An 18,427-nucleotide genomic window follows, 5' to 3' on the forward strand; every position below is an offset into this window, starting at 1 on the left:
GTGGGCCGAACAAGCGAGGTAAGCCTAAGCTAAGCTTTGTGGAAGTTTCAAGCAACCCCGGGTGATTCGATGAGTACTCGCAGATGGCTTACGCTGGTTGCGATATGGACGCACCAGGGTTGTTCGACAACGCCGGCCCGCCCGAACCCCAGGGCTCGGGCATCCTCGGCACCGGTTCCTCCTCCGGCGACGAGCCGCTCGCCGTGCGCATGCGGCCGCGCGCCCTCGACGAGCTCGTCGGCCAGGACCACCTGCTCGGCGCCGGTTCGCCGCTGCGCCAGGTGGTCGAGGGCCGCCAGCCGCTCTCGGTGATCCTGTGGGGCCCGCCCGGCTCCGGCAAGACCACCATCGCGCACCTCGTGGCCCAGTCGGGCGACCGGCGCTTCCGCGCGATGTCGGCGCTCAACTCCGGCGTTAAGGACGTGCGCGCGGCGATCGACGAGGCCCGCCGGATCCGCCGCACCGGCGGCCCGCAGACGATCCTGTTCATCGACGAGGTGCACCGCTTCACCAAGACCCAGCAGGACTCACTGCTCGGTGCGGTCGAGGACCGCACCATCACGCTTCTGGCCGCGACCACCGAGAACCCGTACTTCTCCGTGGTCGCCCCGCTCGTGAGCCGCTGCGTGCTCCTCACCCTGCGCGAACTGGACGCCACCGACGTCGGCGAGGTCGTCGACCGCGCCGTCGCCGACGAGCGCGGCCTGAACGGCTCGGTCACCCTCGAACCCGAGGCCCGCGAGCACCTGGTGCGCACCGCCGCGGGCGACGCCCGCAAGGCCCTCACCGCGCTCGAGGCCGCCGCGCTGACCGTGCAGACCGAGGACGACGAGAAGCAGCCCGCGCTCACCGTCGCCGTGGTCGAGGCCGCCATCGACACCGCCGCGGTCCGCTACGACCGCGACGGCGACAGCCACTACGACGTCGCCAGCGCCTTCATCAAGAGCCTCCGCGGCTCCGACGTGGACGCCGCGATGCACTACCTGGCGCGCATGATCGTCGCCGGCGAGGACCCGCGGTTCATCTCCCGCCGCCTGGTCATCTTCGCCTCCGAGGACATCGGCATGGCCGACCCGACCGCGCTCCAGACCGCCACCGCCGCGGCGACCGCAGTCGAGCGCATCGGCCTGCCCGAGGCCCGCATCAACCTCGCCCAGGCGGTCGCCCACCTGGCGACGGCCCCAAAGTCGAATGCCGTCATCACCGCGATCGACGAGGCGATCACCGATGTGCGCCGAGGGAAGATCGGGCCCGTCCCGGCCGACCTGCGCGACGCCCACTACCAGGGTGCCGGGGCGCTCGGCCACGGCAATCACTACAGCTACCCGCACGACGACCCGCGCGGCGTGGTCGGGCAGCGGTACGCCCCGGACGTGGTCGCCGGGCGCGACTACTACCGGCCGACCCGGCACGGCAACGAGGCCGAGATCGCCGACCGCCTCGAGAAACTGCGCCGGATCGTGCGATCGGGCCGCGGCGCGAGACCGGCCGATGGCGACTGACCGCCCGCAGCGCGACGGGCGTGCCTCGGACCGCATCGCCGCGGACCTCGAGCAGTCCGGTGCGCGCATCGAGAAGCTGCGTATGACCGTGCTCGCTATCGCCGTCACCGCGGTGCTGCTGGTCGCGGCCGTCCTGTGGCTCGGCCGGGCCTTCAGCGTGGATCCGACGCGCCGGGCCGTCGACGAATTGAGGGTCCCCGGTTGGGCGGCGGTGAGCGTGCACGACGAGACGTACGGGAGCCGCTGGTGCCTGGGGGAGTGCCGGGTGCGGATGCGCACCTGGACCTCGGAAGGCACTGTGGACGACACGGCGAACGAGTACTGGCAGGCGGTCCTGAACGCGGGCTGGACCCCGGCCGATCCGGAGCTGTGCGTGGGCGGCCTCGGCGAGGAGGGCTGCTACGTGCGCGACGAGCTGTACCTCGAGATCTGGGTCGTCCCGGTCGACTGCGGCGACCGCTACGAGTTGTGCGTCGGATCCGAGGTCACGGCCGTGATAGCCGCCCAGGCGGCCCTGCCGCGCCTCGCCGAGGAACGCATCACGGCGGCGCCGTTAACTGGAGAGTGGACTGACGGCCCCATTGTGCTAGATGTCCGGTCCCGCAAGGTAAGGTCGGTAACGCCTGCACGAAGGCCCGGCCGGTGCGCCGGAGCCGCGTCAGCCGCATTCAGGTCTGAGAGGACCGAGACCACACACTTCATCGCCGGCGGCGCCGGCGATATCGCGACAGGGGGAGACCGTGCCTGAGGAGACCGTGGCGGCAGGATGGACCGGGAGCGTCTGGGAGCTGGGGGTTCTGCTCGCCGGACTCGGCATCTTCCTGCTGTGCGTCATGCTCGCGTTCCGCCTCATCAACAAGGCGACCGCCACCCTCAAGCGGGTCAATTCGACCCTGGACAAGGTCGATCACGAGATCGGCCCGATCCTGCGCAACGTCAACACGACCCTCGACAACGTCAACGGCTCCCTCACCCAGGTCGAGGGCGAGCTGGAGAAGGTCGGCGCCATCACCGGGAACGCCGCGCACATCTCGTCGAACGTCGCCAACATCACGAGCCTGGTCGTCTCGGCCGTCGGCTCCCCGCTGGTGAAGGCCGCCGCGTTCGGCTTCGGTCTGCGCTCGGCCGTGAAGAAGCGCAACCAGGGCGTCGACGAGCAGCAGGTGCGCCGCATGGTCGAGGCGTCCCGCCAGACCAGGCGCCAGGCGAAGCGGGCCAAGAAGTCCCGCAAGAAGGCCGGCGAATAACCCGCCTCGCGATTAATAAGCTTGAGGAGTTCCCGTGTTGAAACGGATGATCTGGGTAGGCATCGGCATCGCGGTCGGCGTGGTCGTGGTCCGCAAGCTCACGAAGGTGGCGGAGTCGGTCACTCCCGGCGGGGTCGCCGAGCGCGTGGGCGACGCCGGTGCTGAAATGAAGCAGTCGTTCAAAGCGTTCTGGGCGGACGTCTCTGAGGCCAAGCAGGCCAAAGAGGCCGAGCTGTTCGACGCGATCGAGCGGGGCGAGGACATCTCGCCGCTGCTCGCCGAAGACGAAGACGAAGACGAGCAGGCCTTGAAGGGCCGGCCGTTCTAGACCTTGAAGGAGGTGCCCCATGGAGACCGCTGAAATCCAACGCCGGTTTCTGAAGTTCTTCGAGTCCAACGGCCATACGGTGGTCCCCAGCGCACCGCTGCCCGCCTTCGAGGACCCGAACCTCTTGTTCGTGCCCGCGGGCATGGTCCCCTTCGTGCCCTACTTCCTGGGCCAGGCGACCCCCGACTGGAACCGCGCCACGTCGGTGCAGAAGTGCATTCGCACGCCCGACATCGACGAGGTCGGCAAGACCTCCCGCCACGGCACGTTCTTCCAGATGAACGGCAACTTCTCCTTCGGGGACTACTTCAAGGAGCAGGCGATCCGCTTCGCCTGGGACCTGACCACCGGCTCGGTCGAGTCCGGCGGCCTGGGCCTGGACGGCGACAAGATCTGGGCCACGGTCTACCTCGACGACGACGAGGCGATCGACATCTGGCACAAGCAGATCGGGCTGCCGCTCGACCGCATCGTGCGCCGCGGCCAGGCCGACAACATGTGGTCGATGGGCATTCCCGGCCCGTGCGGCCCCTGCTCGGAGCTGTACTACGACCGCGGCCCGGACTACGGTCCCGAAGGCGGCCCGGAGGTCGACGAGGACCGCTACCTCGAGTTCTGGAACCTCGTGTTCATGCAGAACCTCCGCGGCGGCGGCCCCGCCAAGGAGGGCTACGAGGTCACCGGCGACCTGCCGAAGAAGAACATCGACACCGGCATGGGCATGGAGCGCATGGCCGCGCTCCTCCAGGGCGTCGACAACATGTACGAGACCGACCAGGTCCGGCCGATCATCGACAAGGCCTCGGAGCTGACGGGGAAGCGCTACGGCGTCTCGACCTCGCACACCGCCTCCGAGTCCCACCCGGACGACATCCGCTTCCGCGTGATCGGCGACCACGTCCGCTCCTCGCTGATGCTCATCGGCGACGGCGTCGTGCCCTCCAACGAGGGCCGCGGCTACGTGCTGCGCCGCCTCATGCGCCGCGCGATCCGCGCCGTGCGCCTGCTCGGCTACGACAAGCCGGCGATGCCCGAGCTGCTGCCGGTCGCCATGGAGCGCATGTCCGCCGCCTACCCGGAGCTGCGCACCGACTTCGAGCGGATCTCCTCCTACGCCTATGGCGAGGAAGAGGCCTTCCTCAAGACCCTCAAGCACGGCACCACGATCCTCGACACCGCCGTGTCCGAGACCAAGACCGAGGGCGGCAAGACCCTCTCCGGCTCCAAGGCGTTCGAGCTGCACGACACGTACGGCTTCCCGATCGACCTGACCCTGGAGATGGCCGAGGAGCAGGGGCTCTCGGTCGACCAGGAGGGCTTCCGCAAGCTCATGACCGAGCAGCGGCAGCGGGCGAAGGCGGACGCGGCGGCCCGCAAGACCGGCCACGCGGACCTGTCGGCGTACTGGCAGCTGCTCCAGGAGCAGGGCCCGACCGACTGGAAGGCCTACGAGACCCTCGAGACCGAGTCCCGCGTGATCGGCCTGCTCAAGGACGGCCAGTCGATCCCCGCGGCCAAGGCCGGGGACATCATCGAGGTCGTGCTCGACCGGACCCCGTTCTACGCCGAGTCCGGCGGCCAGCACGCCGACGCCGGCAAGCTCGTCGGCCCGAGCCTGTTCGCCGAGGTCCTCGACGTGCAGCGCCCGGTGAAGAAGCTCGTGGTCCACAAGGTCCGCGTCCTCGAAGGCGAACTGGTCATCGATGACAAGGTCGAGGCCTCGGTCGACCACGAGTGGCGCCTCGGCGCCCGCCAGGCGCACTCGGGCACGCACGTCGTGCACGCGGCCCTGCGCGAGGTGCTCGGCCCGACCGCGCTCCAGTCCGGCTCGTTCAACCGGCCCGGCTACCTGCGCCTGGACTTTTCGTGGCGTTCGAAGCTCTCCGATGAGACGCGCAGCGAGATCGAAGAGGTCTCCAACCGCGCGGTGCGCGACGACCTGCCGGTCGCCGTCAAGTACATGACGCTCCCTGAGGCCAAGGACTTCGGCGCGGTCGCGCTGTTCGGCGAGACCTACGACGAGACCGTCCGCGTCGTCGAGATCGGCGGCCCCTGGTCGCGCGAGCTCTGCGGTGGCACGCACGTGTCGCACTCGGCCCAGATCGGCCCGCTCGTCCTCACGGCCGAGTCCTCGGTCGGCTCCGGCCAGCGCCGCGTCGAGGCCGCCACCGGCATGGAGGCCTACAAGTACCTCGCGCGCGAGCGGGACCTCGTCTCGCAGATCGCCGAGGAGATCGGTGCGCAGCGCGGCGACGTGCTCGAACGCGTGCGCGCGATCCTGCAGCGCACCAAGGACGCCGAGCGCGAGCTGGCGACCCTCCAGGCGAAGGCCGTCTCCGGCCGCGCCGCGGAGTTCGCGGCCGCCGCGAAGCAGGTCGGGGCCGTCAAGGTCGCGGCCGTGCAGGCGCCCGAGGGCACCAAGGGCGGCGACGTGCGCAACCTCGCGATGCAGATCCGCGGGCACCTGCCCGAGGACCAGCCCGGTGTCGCGGCGGTCGTCGCGACCGCGGGCGGCAAGGCCAGCATCGTCGTCGCGGCCAACAAGGCCGCGCAGGCGCAGCACGTCTCGGCCCAGGCCCTCGTCAAGGCCGCGCTGTCCGGCAAGGGCGGCGGCAACGACGAGGTCGCCCAGGGCGGCGGCGTCCCGGCCGACCAGGCCGCGCAGCTGCTCGCCGCCGTGACCGGCGCGATCAGCGCGTAAATGAGCGAATCAGCGAACGGCCCCGCATCCACCGAGTGGGTGCGGGGCCGCCGTCTCGGCATCGATCTCGGCAAAGCCCGCATCGGAGTCGCCGTGTGCGATCCGGACGGTCTGCTCGCGACTCCAGTCGCGACGGTTCGTCGCGACCTCAAAACCGCTGGTGAGGACATTCCGAGCGATATCCGCGAAATCGCCGAAACAGCCCGCGAGTACGAGGTTGTCGAAATCGTCGTTGGCCTACCCGTTACTCTTTCGGGTGAGGAGGGGCCGGCTGCCGCTCACACCCGAGCCTGGGTGCAGCGATTCGCCGATCACGTCTCACCCGTTCCGGTGACCCTGACCGATGAGCGCATGACCACCGCCGTCGCCACCCGCAGACTGAACGAAGGCGGCGTGCGCGGCAAACGGAAGCGCTCCATCGTGGACCAGGCGGCGGCGGTGGAGATCCTCCAGCAATGGTTGGACCAGCGGCGGAGGTAAGCACAGGATGCTCGGCGATTTCAGGACCGAGGACGAGCGGGATGCGGCTCCCAGGAGCCACCGACGCAAGGACTCCGGCAAGTCCCTGATCGCGATGACCCTGGTCGTGGCCCTGTTCGCAGTCATCGGCGTCGGCGGCTGGTGGGCGTACAACAACGTCATCAAGGACTACTTCATCGCCGAGGACTTCTCCGGCGACGGCAACGGCAACCAGGTGGTCATCACCATCGAAGAAGGCTGGCTCGTCGCCGACATCGCCGACCACCTCGAAGCCGAAGGCGTGGTCGCCTCCGCGAGGGCCTTCCTGAACGCCTCCGAGGACGACGGCAACTCCGGCCAGTCGATCCAGCCCGGCGTCTACGCCATGGAAGAGGAGATGTCGGCCGCCTCGGCCCTCGCCTTTCTCATCGACGAGGCGAACCTGACGCTCGACCACGTGGTCGTCCCCGAAGGCAAGCGGTCCTTCGAGATCTACGAGATCCTCTCCGAATACACCGGCGTGCCCGTCGCGGACTTCGAGGCCGCCGCCCAGGACCCGGCGGCGCTCGGCGTCGAACCGATCTGGTTCGAGGGCTTCAGCGACCGCCAGGTCAAGTCCGTCGAGGGCTTCCTCTTCCCCTCCGCGTACGAGTTCGACGAGACGATGACCGCCGTGGAGATGCTCACTGAGATGGTCTCCCGGTTCAACGCCACCATCGATGAGATCGGCTTCCTCGACAAGCTCGCCGCCATCCAGGACCCCGACCCGGACTACGACCCGGGCGCCATGGAGAACCAGACCTTCTACCCGCCCACGAACGGCGAGTTCAAGATCCAGCCGTGGATGGCGCTCCAGATCGCCTCCATCGTCCAGTCCGAGTCCGGCATCGCCACGGACGACCCCAAGATCGCCCAGGTCATGTACAACAAGCTGTACATCAACCCGTACTCGCACGAGCAGACCAACTGCAACTGCTTCGAGTCCGAGGCGATCTGGAACTACGGCCGCCTGCTCAACGGCGACGACGCCATCACCTCCGGCGAGGACATCGACTGGGGCTCGGTCATGCGCGACCCCGACAACCCGTGGTCGCCCAGCGCGCCCCAGCACGCCGGCTACCTGCCGAGCGCGATCTCGAACCCGGGCGCCGCCGCGCTCGAGTCGGCCGTCAGTCCCGAACCCAACGACTACCTGTTCTTCGTCACCGCCTTCGACGACGGCAGCGCCCTGTTCGCCGAGACATACGACGAGCACCAGACGAACATCGATACCGCCGAGGAAAACGGGATCCAGTAATGCGCGCCGCCGTCCTGGGCAAGCCCATCGAGCATTCGCTGTCGCCGGTCATCCACAACGCCGGGTACGTCGCCGCGGGGCTCGCCGACTGGACCTACACGCGACACGAATGCGACGAACCCGGGCTCGCCCGCTTCGTCGACTCGCTCGACGAGACCTGGGCCGGGCTCTCGCTCACCATGCCGCTCAAGGAGATCGCCCTGGCCGTCGCCGACGAGGCGACGCCGGTGGCCGAGGCCATCGGCGCGGCCAACACGCTCGTGCTGCGCGGCGGGCGCCGCCTCGCGGACAACACCGACGCACCCGGGATCGTTGACGCGCTGGCCGAGGTCGGCATGACCGAAGCCGACGAGATCGCCGTGCTCGGCGCGGGCGGCTCGGCCCGCGCCGCGCTCGCCGCCGCCGCCCACCTCGGTGCGACCACCGTCAAGGTCTACGCCCGCCGCCGCGAGGCGATCGCCGAACTCGAACCGGTCGCCTCCGCGCTCGGGCTCCGGCTGGTGGCCAAGAGCTGGGAGGAAGCCGTGCACGTCGGCGGCGCCGACCTCGTGATCGCCACGGTCCCCAAGGGCGTCACCGATGACCTGCACCCGCTCTGGAAGCCCGGCGCGGTCCTGTTCGACATCCTCTACGACCCGTGGCCGACCCCGCTCGCCGCGGAGGCCGAGCGCGACGGCGTCCAGGTCCTCGACGGCCTCGCCCTCCTGCTCGCCCAGGCGGTGCGGCAGTGGACCCAGTTCACCGGCCTGGACGAGGCGCCCGTCACGGCCATGCGCGAGGCCCTCTACCGGGCGGTACCGTCGAGAACGAACGCTGAAACGAGGCCGGCATGACCCACACCTTCCTCTACGACGGGGACTGCGCCTTCTGCACCAAGGCCGCCCAGTTCCTCGAGAAGCACGTCCGCACCACCGCCGAGGTCACGCCTTGGCAGTGGGCCGACCTCGCTGGGCTCGGCGTCTCCCAGGCCCAGGCCGAGGAGGCCGTGATCTGGGTCGAGGCGAACTACCAGCAGGCCGGGCCGGACGCGATCGCGGTGCTCCTGCGCCGCGCCCAGTGGTACTGGCGGCCCATCGGCTGGTTCCTGTCGTTCAAGCTCGTCTCGAAGGCCGCCTGGCCGGTCTACCGGCTGATCTCCCGCAACCGCCACAAGCTCCCCGGCGGCACCGCGGCCTGCTCGCTGCCGCAGGCCGAACGGGACCGTCTCACCGGCCGATGACGTTCCGTCGCAGGCTGATTTAGCCGGACATGGCATACTCGCCCGGTGCCCAAGGACGCTGCCGAGCCCCCGTTGACGCGCCGAGGGAAGATCGTGCGGATCGCCGCCACCCTCGCGATGACGCTCGCCCTCATGGCGACTTCGCTGTGGGGCACTGACGACTTCTTTCCGTTCGCGCCGTTCAAGATGTACTCGCACGCCCATGACCCCGACGGCTGGGCGAACAGCACGAGCCTCGTCCTCACCGACGCCGACGGCCGCACCTTCGCCATCGGCGACAACGACACCGGCTTCCGCCGCGCCGAGCTCGAAGGCCAGCTGAGCCGCTTCCGCGAGGACCCCGCGCTCCTGGCCCTCGTCGCCGAGGCCTACGAGGACGCCCACCCCGACAGCCCCGAGATCGTCGCCGCCGAGGTGCAGATCGTGAGATACGAACTCAAGGACGGCGAGCGCACCGGCGCCGAGACCGTCGAGATCGCGGCCGCCTGGACCGAAGGGGCCGCCTCATGAGCTCCGTGACCCGCTACGTGAACGGCTTCTTCTTCACGCCCGTGGCGCTCGGCCGCGTGGCCGCCATGCGCTTCCTCGCGGGGCTCTTCGTCTGGATCGAGTGGTGGGCCTACAAGCCGTTCATCATCCAGCACCGCTTCCTGCCCGAGGACCTGTACCAGCCGCTGCTCATCGGCCGCGTCCTGCCGATCCCGGCCCCGAACTACTGGATCGTCACCGGCACCCTGGTCGTGATGCTCGCGGCCGCACTGCCGGTGATGCTCGGCTACCGCCCGCGCCTGTTCGGCTGGATCCTCTTCATCGCGTACTTCGAGTGGATGCTCATCTACAACTCGTACGGGAAGGTCGACCACGCGAGCTTCGGCTTCATGGCGCTGCTGCTCGTGCTCTGCATGATGCCCGAGGCCCGCTGGGGCGACCGCGAGCACCTCTCGCAGCGCGTGGGCTGGGGCTTCAACCTGGTCCAGATCGCCGTGGTGTGCACGTACTTCCTCTCCACCTGGTCCAAGTTCCGCTACGGCGGCCTCGAATGGGCCAACTCCGGGGTCTTCACCTGGGCGATCATCCGCCGCGGGACGGTCTTCTCGGACTGGCTGCTCGACTTCCCGCAGCTGCTCACCGCCGCCCAGTGGGGCATGATCGCGTTCGAGCTGCTCACGCCCCTGGTGCTCTTCGTCTACCCCTGGAAGCGGATCCAGTACTCGATCATCGCGTTCTTCTACGCCTTCCACGTCGCGATCTTCGCCGCGCTCACGATCAGCTTCCTGCCGCACCTGTTCGCCATGGCCTGCTTCCTGCCGCTGGAGCGGATCGACCCGAAGGACCTCGCCCGCCGCGCCCGCGCGAAGCTGCAGGGACGCAAGGGAATGCCGAATCCACGCGACCGCGGTGAAACCGACCCGGAACTGACCGCGACCGGCTGACTCGGGCGAGTCCCCTGTGGCACACCCGTGCCATACTCTTGCCGTGGATACCCAGTACGCGAAGGTCCGGCCCCTCGGGCGGGCCGTACGAGTCACGATCAGCTTGGTCGTGCTCGCCCTCGTCACCGCCACCACCTTCTGGGGCGGCGACGACTTCTTCCCCTTCGCGCCCTTCAAGATGTACTCGTCCTCCATGGAACTCGACGGCTGGGCCGGATCGACCCGCGTCGAGGCCGTCAACGAGGAGGGCGAGCGCTTCAGCCTCCTGGAGTCCACCACCGGTTTCCGCCGCGCCGAACTCGAAGGCCAGAAGAGCCGCTTCATCGAGGACCCCACACTCCTGGAGTACATCGCCCAGGCGTACGAGAACACCAACCCCGACAAGCCCGAGCTGGTCACCGTCGAGATCATCGAACGCCGCTACCGGCTCGAGGACGGCCACCAGACCGGTGAGGTGACCGAGGTCGTCGAGGCCACCTACACGCGCGAAGGAGCGAACGCATGACGCAGCTTCCTTTGGCGCAGAAGGCTGTCGGCTGGTTCTTCCAGCCCGTCGCGCTCGGCCGGGTCGCCGCGATGCGCTTCCTCGCCGGAGCGTTCATCTGGGTCGACTGGTGGTGGTACATGCCCTGGATCCTCGGCCACCGCCACGTCCCCGGCGAGCTCTACCAGCCGCTGTTCATCGCCCGCGTGTTCCCCGTCTTCCCCGTCCCGGACTACTGGATCGTCGTCGGCACCCTCGTCGTGCTCCTCGCCGCCTCGATCCCGATGATGTTCGACAAGGCCCCGCGCCTCTTCGGCTGGATCGTCGCGATCGCCTACTTCGAGTGGATGATCATCGCGATGTCCTACGGGAAGGTCGACCACGGCAAGTTCGGCTTCCTCCTGCTGCTGTTCCTGCTGCCGACCATGCCCAAAGCCCGCTGGGGCGACCGGAAGACCCTCTCCGAGCACGTCGGCTGGGGCTTCAACCTCGTCCAGATCGGCGTGGTCTGCACGTACTTCTTCGCCGCGTGGGCCAAGTTCCGCTACGGCGGCTTCGAATGGGTCAACTCCGCGACCATGACCTGGGCGATCCTGCGCCGCGGCACCGAGTTCTCCAACTGGCTCCTCGACTATCCGATGCTGCTGCGCCTCTCCCAATGGGGGATGGTCGGCTTCGAACTGCTCAGTCCCATCGTGATGTTCGCGGCCGCCAAACGCCTCAAATACGGCATCGTCGCGTTCTTCTACCTGTTCCATCTGACGGTGTTCCTCGCCGTCGAGATCAGCTTCCTGCCCCATATGGTCGCTATGGCCTGTTTCCTTCCCCTGGAGAGGATTCACCCGCGTGAGCTGATTCGCAAAGCGCCGGAGCTGCCCGGCCTCGTCCGCCGGAAACTGAAGGCCCGCAAGGCGATACCTGCGCAAAGGACACCCGACGAGACGGCCCGGGAGCCCGAACCGACGTCCTAAGTCGCGGAAAACAAGTGGCCCGCTCCCACCGGATTTTCCTACGGTGGACGCATGCCGATTCTCGAAGCCCAATCCCTCACCAAGAACTTCCGCAGGCCTGACAAGGCCTCGGGGTTCAAGGGCGCCGTCAAACACCTGATGCAGCGCAAGTACAAGAACTACACGGCGGTCGACGGGATCAACCTCTCGATCGAGGCGGGCGAGTCGGTGGCCTACGTCGGACCCAACGGCGCGGGCAAGTCCACCACCGTCAAGCTCCTCACCGGGATCCTGCGCCCCTCCGAAGGCACCGTCCGGGTGATGGGCCGCGACCCGCACACCGAGCGCATCGCCAACGCCCACGACATCGGCGTCCTCTTCGGCCAGCGCACCCAGCTGTGGTGGGACCTGCCCGTCGAGGAGTCCCTGAAGCTCCTCAAGCACATGTACGGCGTCTCGGACGCCGACTACAAGCGCCGCATCGAACGGTTCGACGAGCTGCTCGACCTCAACGAGTTCATGCCGGCGCTCGCCCGCACCCTCTCGCTCGGCCAGCGGATGCGGGCCGACCTCGCGTGCGCGCTCATCCACGACCCGAAGATGGTCTACCTCGACGAACCGACCATCGGCCTCGACATCTCGGTGAAGGACCGCCTTCGCGCGTTCCTGCGCGAACTCGTCAACGACGGCACCACGCTCCTGCTCACCAGCCACGACCTGGCCGACATCGAGGAGGTCTGCGAGCGGATCGTCGTGATCGACAAGGGCGCCATCGCCTATGACGGCTCGATCGAGCGGCTCAAGGCCCATTACATCACCACCAAGGCTGTGAACCTCTACCTCGAAGGCACCGCCGACGTCCCGGCCCTGGCCGAGAAGTTCCCCGACTACGAGTGGACCGCGGGCGAAGCACCTTCCGAGGTCGTCGTGACGTACGAGTCGAGCCGCTTCACCACCGCCGAAGTGCTCGGCTCCCTCACCGCCCAGCTCTCCCCGAGGGACCTCTCCCTCTCCGAGCCGAGCATCGAGGACGTCATCCGCCGCCTGTACGCCGGAGAGCTCTCCAAGTGAGCCACAGTCTCGCCGTCGACCGCGCGCTCGTGGTCATCGCCTTCAAACGAAGACTCGCGTACAAGTCCCACTGGTTCTTCGGCCTCGCCATCGGCGGCGGCTCCATGCTCATCGCGATGGTCATGTGGCAGAACCTCATCGGCACCGGCACGCTCTCGGGGTACGACTGGGACTCGATGCGGGCCTACACGATCATCGGGTTCGTGGCCGCGACCATGGTCTTCGGCGCGGCCGACTGGATCATGGCCGACCGCATCCTCGACGGCCACATCGCGGTCGACCTCACCAAGCCCGTCGACTTCCAGCGGGCCCGCGCCGCCGAGTACATCGGCTCGATGCTCTCGACGTTCCCGACCGCCCTGATGGGCGTCGTCGCCGCCTGGCTCCTCTTCGAACCGCCCGGTCCGGCGACGCCGCTCGCCGGGCTGCTCACCGTCGTGAGCTTCGCGCTGATGTTCCCGCTGGCATTCGGCCTGACGTACCTCTCGACCCTGGTGTGCTTCTGGACGAAGCGGTACCTGGGCATCATGTGGCTGCGCGAGGCCCTGCTGAGCTTCTTCTCGGGGCTCATGATCCCGCTGGCGTTCATGCCCGGCTGGCTCCAGGCCATCGCCTGGGCCCTGCCGTTCCCGCACTTCACGACCACGCCGTCCGCGATCTACCTGGGGCGCATCGACACCGCGGGCGCCCTGGGCCTCCTCGCGGCCGAGGCCGCCTGGGCCGTCGGCCTGTGGGTGCTCGGCTGGCTGGTCTTCCGCAAAGCAGTGAAGAAAGTGACGGTGCACGGTGGCTGACACGCTCACCCCCGGATACGCCGTGCCCGCGCGGCACGTGTTCGCCATCTATTGGCGCACCTGGTTCGCGCAGATCCGCTCGATCGTCGAGTACCCCGCCGACCTGTGGGTCATGGCCTCGGCCGGGGCGGTCTGGAACGTCCTGCAGTTCGCGTTCCTGGCCGTCCTCTTCGCCAACGTGCCCGATGTGGTCGGGTGGGGCTACCACGAGATGCTGCTGCTCTCGGGGCTCCTCAGCGTCGCGGGCGGCTGCAACGCGCTGTTCTGGGACGGCGCGTGGGGCACCGGCGCGATGGTCATCAAGGGCGACATCGACTACCGGATCACCCGGCCGGCGCCCGTCATCATCCAGGTCGGCAGCTCCCACATCGGCATGCAGTCCATCGGCGAGGTGGTCTTCGGGTCCGCGATGTTCGTCTACGGCTGGATCGGGGCCGGGATCGGACTCGCCGCCATCCCGATCGGCGTCCTGGCCATGGCCTGCGCCGCCGTCATCCAGTCGGCGCTCGTGACGGCGCTGTGCGCGGTGAACTTCTGGATCAAGGGGCAGGCGTCGATCTTCGCGTTCCTCATGATCGAGCTGCAGGGCAACGCGATGAAGCTGCCGCTGGGGATCTTCCCGATCGGCGTGCGGGTCGTGGCGATGTTCCTCGTGCCGGTGGCGTTCATCAACTTCGTGCCGGTGTCGGTCCTGACCGGGCACATGTCCGCATGGTGGCTCGTTGGGATCCCCGCGGCCGTGATCGGCTCGGTGCTCCTGGCCGTGGGCGTGTACCGGCTCGGCCTTCGCGCCTACGACTCGGCGGGGCACTGACATGGCGAACCTGGACGTCGCGCTCGCGACCATCTCGTTCAAACGCAAGATCGCGTACAAGTCCACCTGGTTCTTCTCCGTCCTCTTCGGAGGATGGTCGCTCCTGGCGGGCCTGGCCGTGTGGAACCACCTCATCGGCGACGGTGAGATCGGCGGCTACGACTGGGACGCCATGAAGGCGTACCTGATCATCGGCTTCCTCACCGGGACGCTCGCCTGGGCCGGGTCCGACTGGGAGATGGCCGGCCGGATCCTCGACGGCATGGTCGCGATCGACCTGACCAAACCGATCGACTTCCAGCGGGCGCGCGCTGCGGAGTACATCGGCGGCATGACGGCCTCGATCCCCTCCGCGATCCTCGGGACCGCCGCCGCGGTGCTGCTCTTCCGGCCCGCGGGCCCGGTCTCGCCGCTCGCGGCGGCGCTGACCGCGTTCAGCCTGCTGTTCATCTTCCCGCTGGCCTTCGGCATCAGCTACCTCGCGACGCTCGCCTGCTTCCTGACGCAGCGGTTCCTCGGCATCCAGTGGGCCAAGGACAGCATGGTGGCGTTCTTCTCGGGGATGATGATCCCGATCGCGCTCATGCCCGTCTGGCTTCAGGGTCTCGCCTGGGCGATGCCGTTCGTCCACTTCACCACCACGCCCGCTTCGATCTACCTGGGCCGGGTCGACACCGCGGGCGCTCTCGGCCTCATCGCCGCTGAAGCCGCCTGGGCCGTCGGTCTCTGGGTGATCGGGCGCCTCATCTGGCGCCGGCTCGTCAAGAAGGTGACCGTCCATGGCGGATAAGGGAACTGCTCTCCACGCCGCGGGCGTCTACCGCCGCTCCATCGGCGCCTACCTCAGGTCGATCGGGGAGTACCCGGCGGACTTCTGGGTCATGACCGTCTCGGGGACCTTCTGGCAGGGCATGCTGTTCGCGTTCCTGAGCATCCTGTTCGCGAACGTCAAGGCCATCGCCGGATGGGACTACCACGAAATGCTGGTCCTAGCGGGCTTCCTCGCCACCTCCTGGTCCGCCACGGCGCTGCTGTGGGACGGGATCTGGGAGACCGGCAAGATGATCGTCGAAGGGGACTTGGACTACCGGATCACCCGGCCCGCGCCCGTGCTCGTCCAGGTCGGCTCGAAGCACGTCGGCATGCAGGTCTTCGGCGAAGTCACCATGGGCCTGGTGATGCTCGTGATCGGCTGGACCGGCGCCGGGCTCGGCCTTGCCGCGATCCCGGTGGGGCTCTTCCTCCTCGCGTGCGCGATCGTCATCCAGGCATCGCTGCTGACCGTCGCGAACGCCGTGAACTTCTGGATGAAGGGACGCACGCCGGTCATCGCGTTCGCGCTGACCGAACTTCAGAACGAGGCTCTGCGCTTCCCGCTGACGATCTTCCCGGTTGCGGTGCGTCTGGCCCTGACCTTCGGCCTGCCGCTCGCGTTCGCCAGCTTCATCCCGGCTCAGATCCTCACCGGCAGGCTCTCCGAATGGTGGATCCTCACCCCGCCGATCGCAGCGGCGGCGACCGTGGCCATCGCGATCTGGAGCTTCCGTGCGGGCCTGAAAGCCTACGACTCCGCCGGCCACTGAACCGAACACCAGGCAACGGTCAGGAAGGCGAGGCGACGTTGATGCCGTTGAGGTTCGCGACTTCGAGGAGCCGCTTGTCGTAGACCAGCATCCAGTCGATTTCCTTGCGGAACTCCATCACGGACGCTAGATGGATTGCGTCGAGTGATCGCAGCAGCGGCGGTTGGCACGTGGACGCGTAGAGCAGGATGCCGTCGGACAGCGGGACTCGGACCATGCGCGTGATGAGCTGCTGGGCTTGCAGCAGTGCCATAGGCTGCCTGCGCATCACACCGCGGAGTAGTTCGACCCGGGTCAGATCGCTTGTGGCCCAAGGCTGCTCCGGATGGCCGTCAAGCCATGCTTCGAGTGGGGCCGTCTCGTCCTCGGTGACCACGAGCTTTATCAATGCCGAGGTGTCGAAGTAGATCAAAACCTGTCCTCGCGCAATTCGTCGAGGATTTCCTGGCTTGACGCGGCGCCGGAAACAGCGGGGATGCTCTTGATGTCCCGTGGATTGCCGGGATCTTCGGGACCGATAAGTCGGCCGGAGCGAATCAACGCCTCTATCCGGTCTTCATTCGGGTCGTCGATCGGCACGAGCCGAGCCGCCGGACGGCCGTGGTTGGTCACGATGAGCTCGTGGCCCTGGCCTACCCAGGTCAAGTACTCGCTGGCGTTCTGCCGGAGTTCGCGAATTCCGATTTCACTCGGCTTCTTGAGTCCCATAATGGTTACCGTATCATAATTTGTGTACCAGGTGGCGCGCGAGGACGGTACCGCGCCGGCCCGCCGAGGTCCTCACCGCGACCCGCTCAGCGGAATTGGCTTTGACGCAGGAACCGTTGCAGTGCAAGCTGGTTCCTCGCCTTCCCCTCGAACTCAGGACACTGATGCCGTTGACAGCCGCACCCCTCCGAGTGCGCCCCAGCGCGTTCTCCGTCGATCTCGCTTTGGCCGTCGTCGCGCTGAAACGGCGCCTCGCCTACCGCATGAACTGGATCTTCGGGGTCGTGCTCGGCGGCGGCGAACTCCTCGTTTCACTCACCTTGTGGGGGACCATCCTCGCCGAGCAGGGCTCGGTCGCCGGTTACGACTGGGACGCGATGCGCACCTACTACGTCATCGGCTTCGTGACCGCCACCTTCATCTTCGGCGGCTCCGACACCGCCCACCGCATCCTCGACGGCAGCGTCGCGATCGACCTGCTCAAACCCGTCGACTTCCAGCGGGCCCGGGCCGCGGAGTTCTACGGCGGCCTCGCCGGCTCGCTGCCGACCATGGCGGTGGGGCTGACCATCGCCCTGATCTTCTTCACGCCGCTGCCGCCGGCCTCCTTCGCCGCGGGACTGCTCACCCTCGTCAGCATCGCCCTGATCGCGCCGATCGCGTTCAGCGTCGTCTACCTGTCCACGATGCTGTGCTTCTGGACCCGCAGCTACCACGGCATCATGTGGGCCCGGCAGACCGTCGTGGCGTTCTTCTCGGGGGCGATGGTGCCCTTGGCGATCATGCCCGGACCGCTGCAGGTCCTCGCCTGGTGCCTGCCGTTCGTCCACTTCACGACCACCCCGTCCCAGATCTACCTCGGCCGGGTCGACACCCTGGGCGCGATCGGGCTCATCGCGGCCCAGCTCGCGTGGGTGGTCGCGCTCTGGTTCCTCGGGCGCTGGCTGTGGAGCCGCGCGGTCCGGGCCGTCACCATCCATGGAGGCTGACATGCGCCGTACCGCGTCCGTATACGCGCGCCTGATCGCGGCGCAGTTCCGCTCCATCACCGAGTACCCCGCCGACTTCTGGACGATGGTCTCGGTCGCGCTGATCCAGCAGGCCGCGCAAATTTCCTTCATCGCGGTGATCTTCGCGCAGGTCACCACCATCGACGGGTGGGGATTCCCGGAGATGCTCATGCTCATCGGCTTCATGGTCCTCACCGATTCGGTCACCGAGGTCGGCTGGGACGGCATGTGGACCGTCGGCCGCAAGATCATCGACGGCGGGCTCGACTACGCGGTGGTCCGCCCGGCCCCGGTGATGATGCAGATCGGCGCCAGCGCCATCGGCATGCAGTCGGCGGCGAACCTGACCACCGGCGCGACGATGATCGTCATCGGCTGGAGCGGCGCGGGCATCGCGCTGTCGATGATCCCCGCGGCGGTCCTGCTCTTCCTCTGCGGCGTCGTCGTGCAGCTGACGGTCATCACGGCCATGAACTGCGCCAACTTCTGGCTCAAGGGCCCGAGCCCGGTCTTCGCCTGGCTGACCGCCCAGACTCAGGAGACCGCCACGCGCTTCCCGCTGACCATCTACCCCAGGGCGGTTCGCGCCCTGCTCACGTGGGCCGTCCCGCTCGCTTTCGTCAACTACATCCCCGTCCGCATCCTCACCGGCGACCTCCCCGCTTGGTGGCTGGCGATCCCGCCGTTGGTCGCCCTGGTCCTCTTCGCCGTCGCCGCCCTGGTGGCGAGAGCGGGTCTGCGGCGCTACGAATCGGCAGGTCACTGATGTGGCGGGGCACACGCGGAAAAACCACTTGCGCGAGTCCGACGGGATCCGCTAGGGTCTT

Annotated in this window: 22 protein-coding genes; 20 read left to right on the plus strand and 2 right to left on the minus strand. The window is 68.0% G+C overall.

Translation table 11 applies throughout. The features are described from left to right. The first annotated feature begins 104 nt into the window (after positions 1 to 104). Genes ACFO8M_RS17875 through ACFO8M_RS17960 form a run of 18 tightly spaced genes read left to right on the plus strand, consistent with a single transcriptional unit; the run spans position 105 to position 15,882 of the window. The gene (locus tag ACFO8M_RS17875; protein ID WP_387978031.1) at positions 105 to 1,502 is read left to right on the plus strand and encodes a replication-associated recombination protein A; all 1,398 of its coding nucleotides are present in this window, start codon (positions 105 to 107) and stop codon (positions 1,500 to 1,502) included. After that, positions 1,492 to 2,250, plus strand: coding sequence for a hypothetical protein (locus ACFO8M_RS17880; RefSeq protein WP_387978032.1), 759 nt, complete (start codon positions 1,492 to 1,494; stop codon positions 2,248 to 2,250). Before ACFO8M_RS17875 ends, ACFO8M_RS17880 begins: the two co-directional genes overlap by 11 nt. Then, positions 2,243 to 2,749, plus strand: a complete 507-nt coding sequence (locus tag ACFO8M_RS17885; RefSeq protein WP_387978034.1) for a DUF948 domain-containing protein — start codon at positions 2,243 to 2,245, stop codon at positions 2,747 to 2,749. The genes ACFO8M_RS17880 and ACFO8M_RS17885 overlap by 8 nt, the downstream gene beginning before the upstream one ends. Positions 2,750 to 2,783: 34 nt before the next feature. Then, positions 2,784 to 3,077 (plus strand): hypothetical protein, encoded by a 294-nt coding sequence (locus ACFO8M_RS17890; protein ID WP_387978036.1) that lies wholly within the window; start codon positions 2,784 to 2,786, stop codon positions 3,075 to 3,077. A gap of 19 nt (positions 3,078 to 3,096) precedes the next feature. Further along, complete coding sequence (gene alaS / locus ACFO8M_RS17895) at positions 3,097 to 5,778, plus strand: alanine--tRNA ligase (protein WP_387978038.1); 2,682 nt, start codon at positions 3,097 to 3,099, stop codon at positions 5,776 to 5,778. After that, entirely contained in the window at positions 5,779 to 6,258 is a 480-nt protein-coding gene (gene ruvX / locus ACFO8M_RS17900; RefSeq protein ID WP_387978040.1) for a Holliday junction resolvase RuvX, read from the plus strand. It abuts the gene before it with no gap. A 7-nt stretch (positions 6,259 to 6,265) separates the two neighbouring features. Then, entirely contained in the window at positions 6,266 to 7,534 is a 1,269-nt protein-coding gene (locus ACFO8M_RS17905) for an endolytic transglycosylase MltG (protein ID WP_387978042.1), read from the plus strand. Then, positions 7,534 to 8,367, plus strand: a complete 834-nt coding sequence (locus ACFO8M_RS17910) for a shikimate dehydrogenase (RefSeq protein ID WP_387978044.1) — start codon at positions 7,534 to 7,536, stop codon at positions 8,365 to 8,367. Before ACFO8M_RS17905 ends, ACFO8M_RS17910 begins: the two co-directional genes overlap by 1 nt. Then, positions 8,364 to 8,753: a thiol-disulfide oxidoreductase DCC family protein gene (locus ACFO8M_RS17915; protein ID WP_387978045.1), complete on the plus strand. Its 390-nt coding sequence runs from the start codon at positions 8,364 to 8,366 to the stop codon at positions 8,751 to 8,753. The genes ACFO8M_RS17910 and ACFO8M_RS17915 overlap by 4 nt, the downstream gene beginning before the upstream one ends. A 45-nt stretch (positions 8,754 to 8,798) precedes the next feature. Then, entirely contained in the window at positions 8,799 to 9,263 is a 465-nt protein-coding gene (locus ACFO8M_RS17920; protein WP_387978047.1) for a hypothetical protein, read from the plus strand. After that, a complete protein-coding gene (locus tag ACFO8M_RS17925; protein ID WP_387978048.1) occupies positions 9,260 to 10,186 on the plus strand; it encodes an MFS transporter permease in 927 nt (308 codons plus the stop codon). The genes ACFO8M_RS17920 and ACFO8M_RS17925 overlap by 4 nt, the downstream gene beginning before the upstream one ends. 43 nt (positions 10,187 to 10,229) lie before the next feature. Then, positions 10,230 to 10,691 (plus strand): hypothetical protein, encoded by a 462-nt coding sequence (locus ACFO8M_RS17930; RefSeq protein WP_387978050.1) that lies wholly within the window; start codon positions 10,230 to 10,232, stop codon positions 10,689 to 10,691. After that, on the plus strand, positions 10,688 to 11,641 hold the full coding sequence (locus tag ACFO8M_RS17935; RefSeq protein WP_387978051.1) for an MFS transporter permease: 954 nt from the start codon (positions 10,688 to 10,690) through the stop codon (positions 11,639 to 11,641). Before ACFO8M_RS17930 ends, ACFO8M_RS17935 begins: the two co-directional genes overlap by 4 nt. 51 nt (positions 11,642 to 11,692) lie before the next feature. Next, a complete protein-coding gene (locus ACFO8M_RS17940; RefSeq protein WP_387978053.1) occupies positions 11,693 to 12,691 on the plus strand; it encodes an ABC transporter ATP-binding protein in 999 nt (332 codons plus the stop codon). Then, positions 12,688 to 13,485, plus strand: a complete 798-nt coding sequence (locus ACFO8M_RS17945; protein ID WP_387978055.1) for an ABC transporter permease — start codon at positions 12,688 to 12,690, stop codon at positions 13,483 to 13,485. The genes ACFO8M_RS17940 and ACFO8M_RS17945 overlap by 4 nt, the downstream gene beginning before the upstream one ends. Continuing rightward, the gene (locus ACFO8M_RS17950; protein ID WP_387978057.1) at positions 13,478 to 14,299 is read left to right on the plus strand and encodes an ABC transporter permease; all 822 of its coding nucleotides are present in this window, start codon (positions 13,478 to 13,480) and stop codon (positions 14,297 to 14,299) included. The genes ACFO8M_RS17945 and ACFO8M_RS17950 overlap by 8 nt, the downstream gene beginning before the upstream one ends. A gap of 1 nt (position 14,300) precedes the next feature. Continuing rightward, positions 14,301 to 15,089, plus strand: a complete 789-nt coding sequence (locus ACFO8M_RS17955; protein WP_387978059.1) for an ABC transporter permease — start codon at positions 14,301 to 14,303, stop codon at positions 15,087 to 15,089. Continuing rightward, on the plus strand, positions 15,079 to 15,882 hold the full coding sequence (locus tag ACFO8M_RS17960; RefSeq protein WP_387978061.1) for an ABC transporter permease: 804 nt from the start codon (positions 15,079 to 15,081) through the stop codon (positions 15,880 to 15,882). Before ACFO8M_RS17955 ends, ACFO8M_RS17960 begins: the two co-directional genes overlap by 11 nt. A gap of 19 nt (positions 15,883 to 15,901) precedes the next feature. Here ACFO8M_RS17960 and ACFO8M_RS17965 read toward each other — a convergent pair whose 3' ends face one another. Together ACFO8M_RS17965 and ACFO8M_RS17970 are read right to left on the minus strand one after the other, a co-directional pair. Further along, the gene (locus ACFO8M_RS17965) at positions 15,902 to 16,294 is read right to left on the minus strand and encodes a type II toxin-antitoxin system VapC family toxin (RefSeq protein WP_387978063.1); all 393 of its coding nucleotides are present in this window, start codon (positions 16,292 to 16,294) and stop codon (positions 15,902 to 15,904) included. Continuing rightward, the gene (locus ACFO8M_RS17970) at positions 16,291 to 16,590 is read right to left on the minus strand and encodes a type II toxin-antitoxin system Phd/YefM family antitoxin (protein ID WP_387978064.1); all 300 of its coding nucleotides are present in this window, start codon (positions 16,588 to 16,590) and stop codon (positions 16,291 to 16,293) included. The genes ACFO8M_RS17965 and ACFO8M_RS17970 overlap by 4 nt, the downstream gene beginning before the upstream one ends. A 170-nt stretch (positions 16,591 to 16,760) precedes the next feature. Between ACFO8M_RS17970 and ACFO8M_RS17975 the strand changes: the two genes are divergently transcribed. Together ACFO8M_RS17975 and ACFO8M_RS17980 are read left to right on the plus strand one after the other, a co-directional pair. Then, on the plus strand, positions 16,761 to 17,579 hold the full coding sequence (locus tag ACFO8M_RS17975; RefSeq protein WP_387978066.1) for an ABC transporter permease: 819 nt from the start codon (positions 16,761 to 16,763) through the stop codon (positions 17,577 to 17,579). Position 17,580: 1 nt separating this feature from the next. After that, positions 17,581 to 18,366, plus strand: a complete 786-nt coding sequence (locus ACFO8M_RS17980) for an ABC transporter permease (RefSeq protein WP_387978068.1) — start codon at positions 17,581 to 17,583, stop codon at positions 18,364 to 18,366. Positions 18,367 to 18,427 lie beyond the last annotated feature (61 nt).

The sequence above is a fragment of the Glycomyces rhizosphaerae genome (assembly GCF_042647865.1).
In the GTDB taxonomy this organism is placed as follows: domain Bacteria; phylum Actinomycetota; class Actinomycetes; order Mycobacteriales; family Micromonosporaceae; genus Glycomyces; species Glycomyces rhizosphaerae.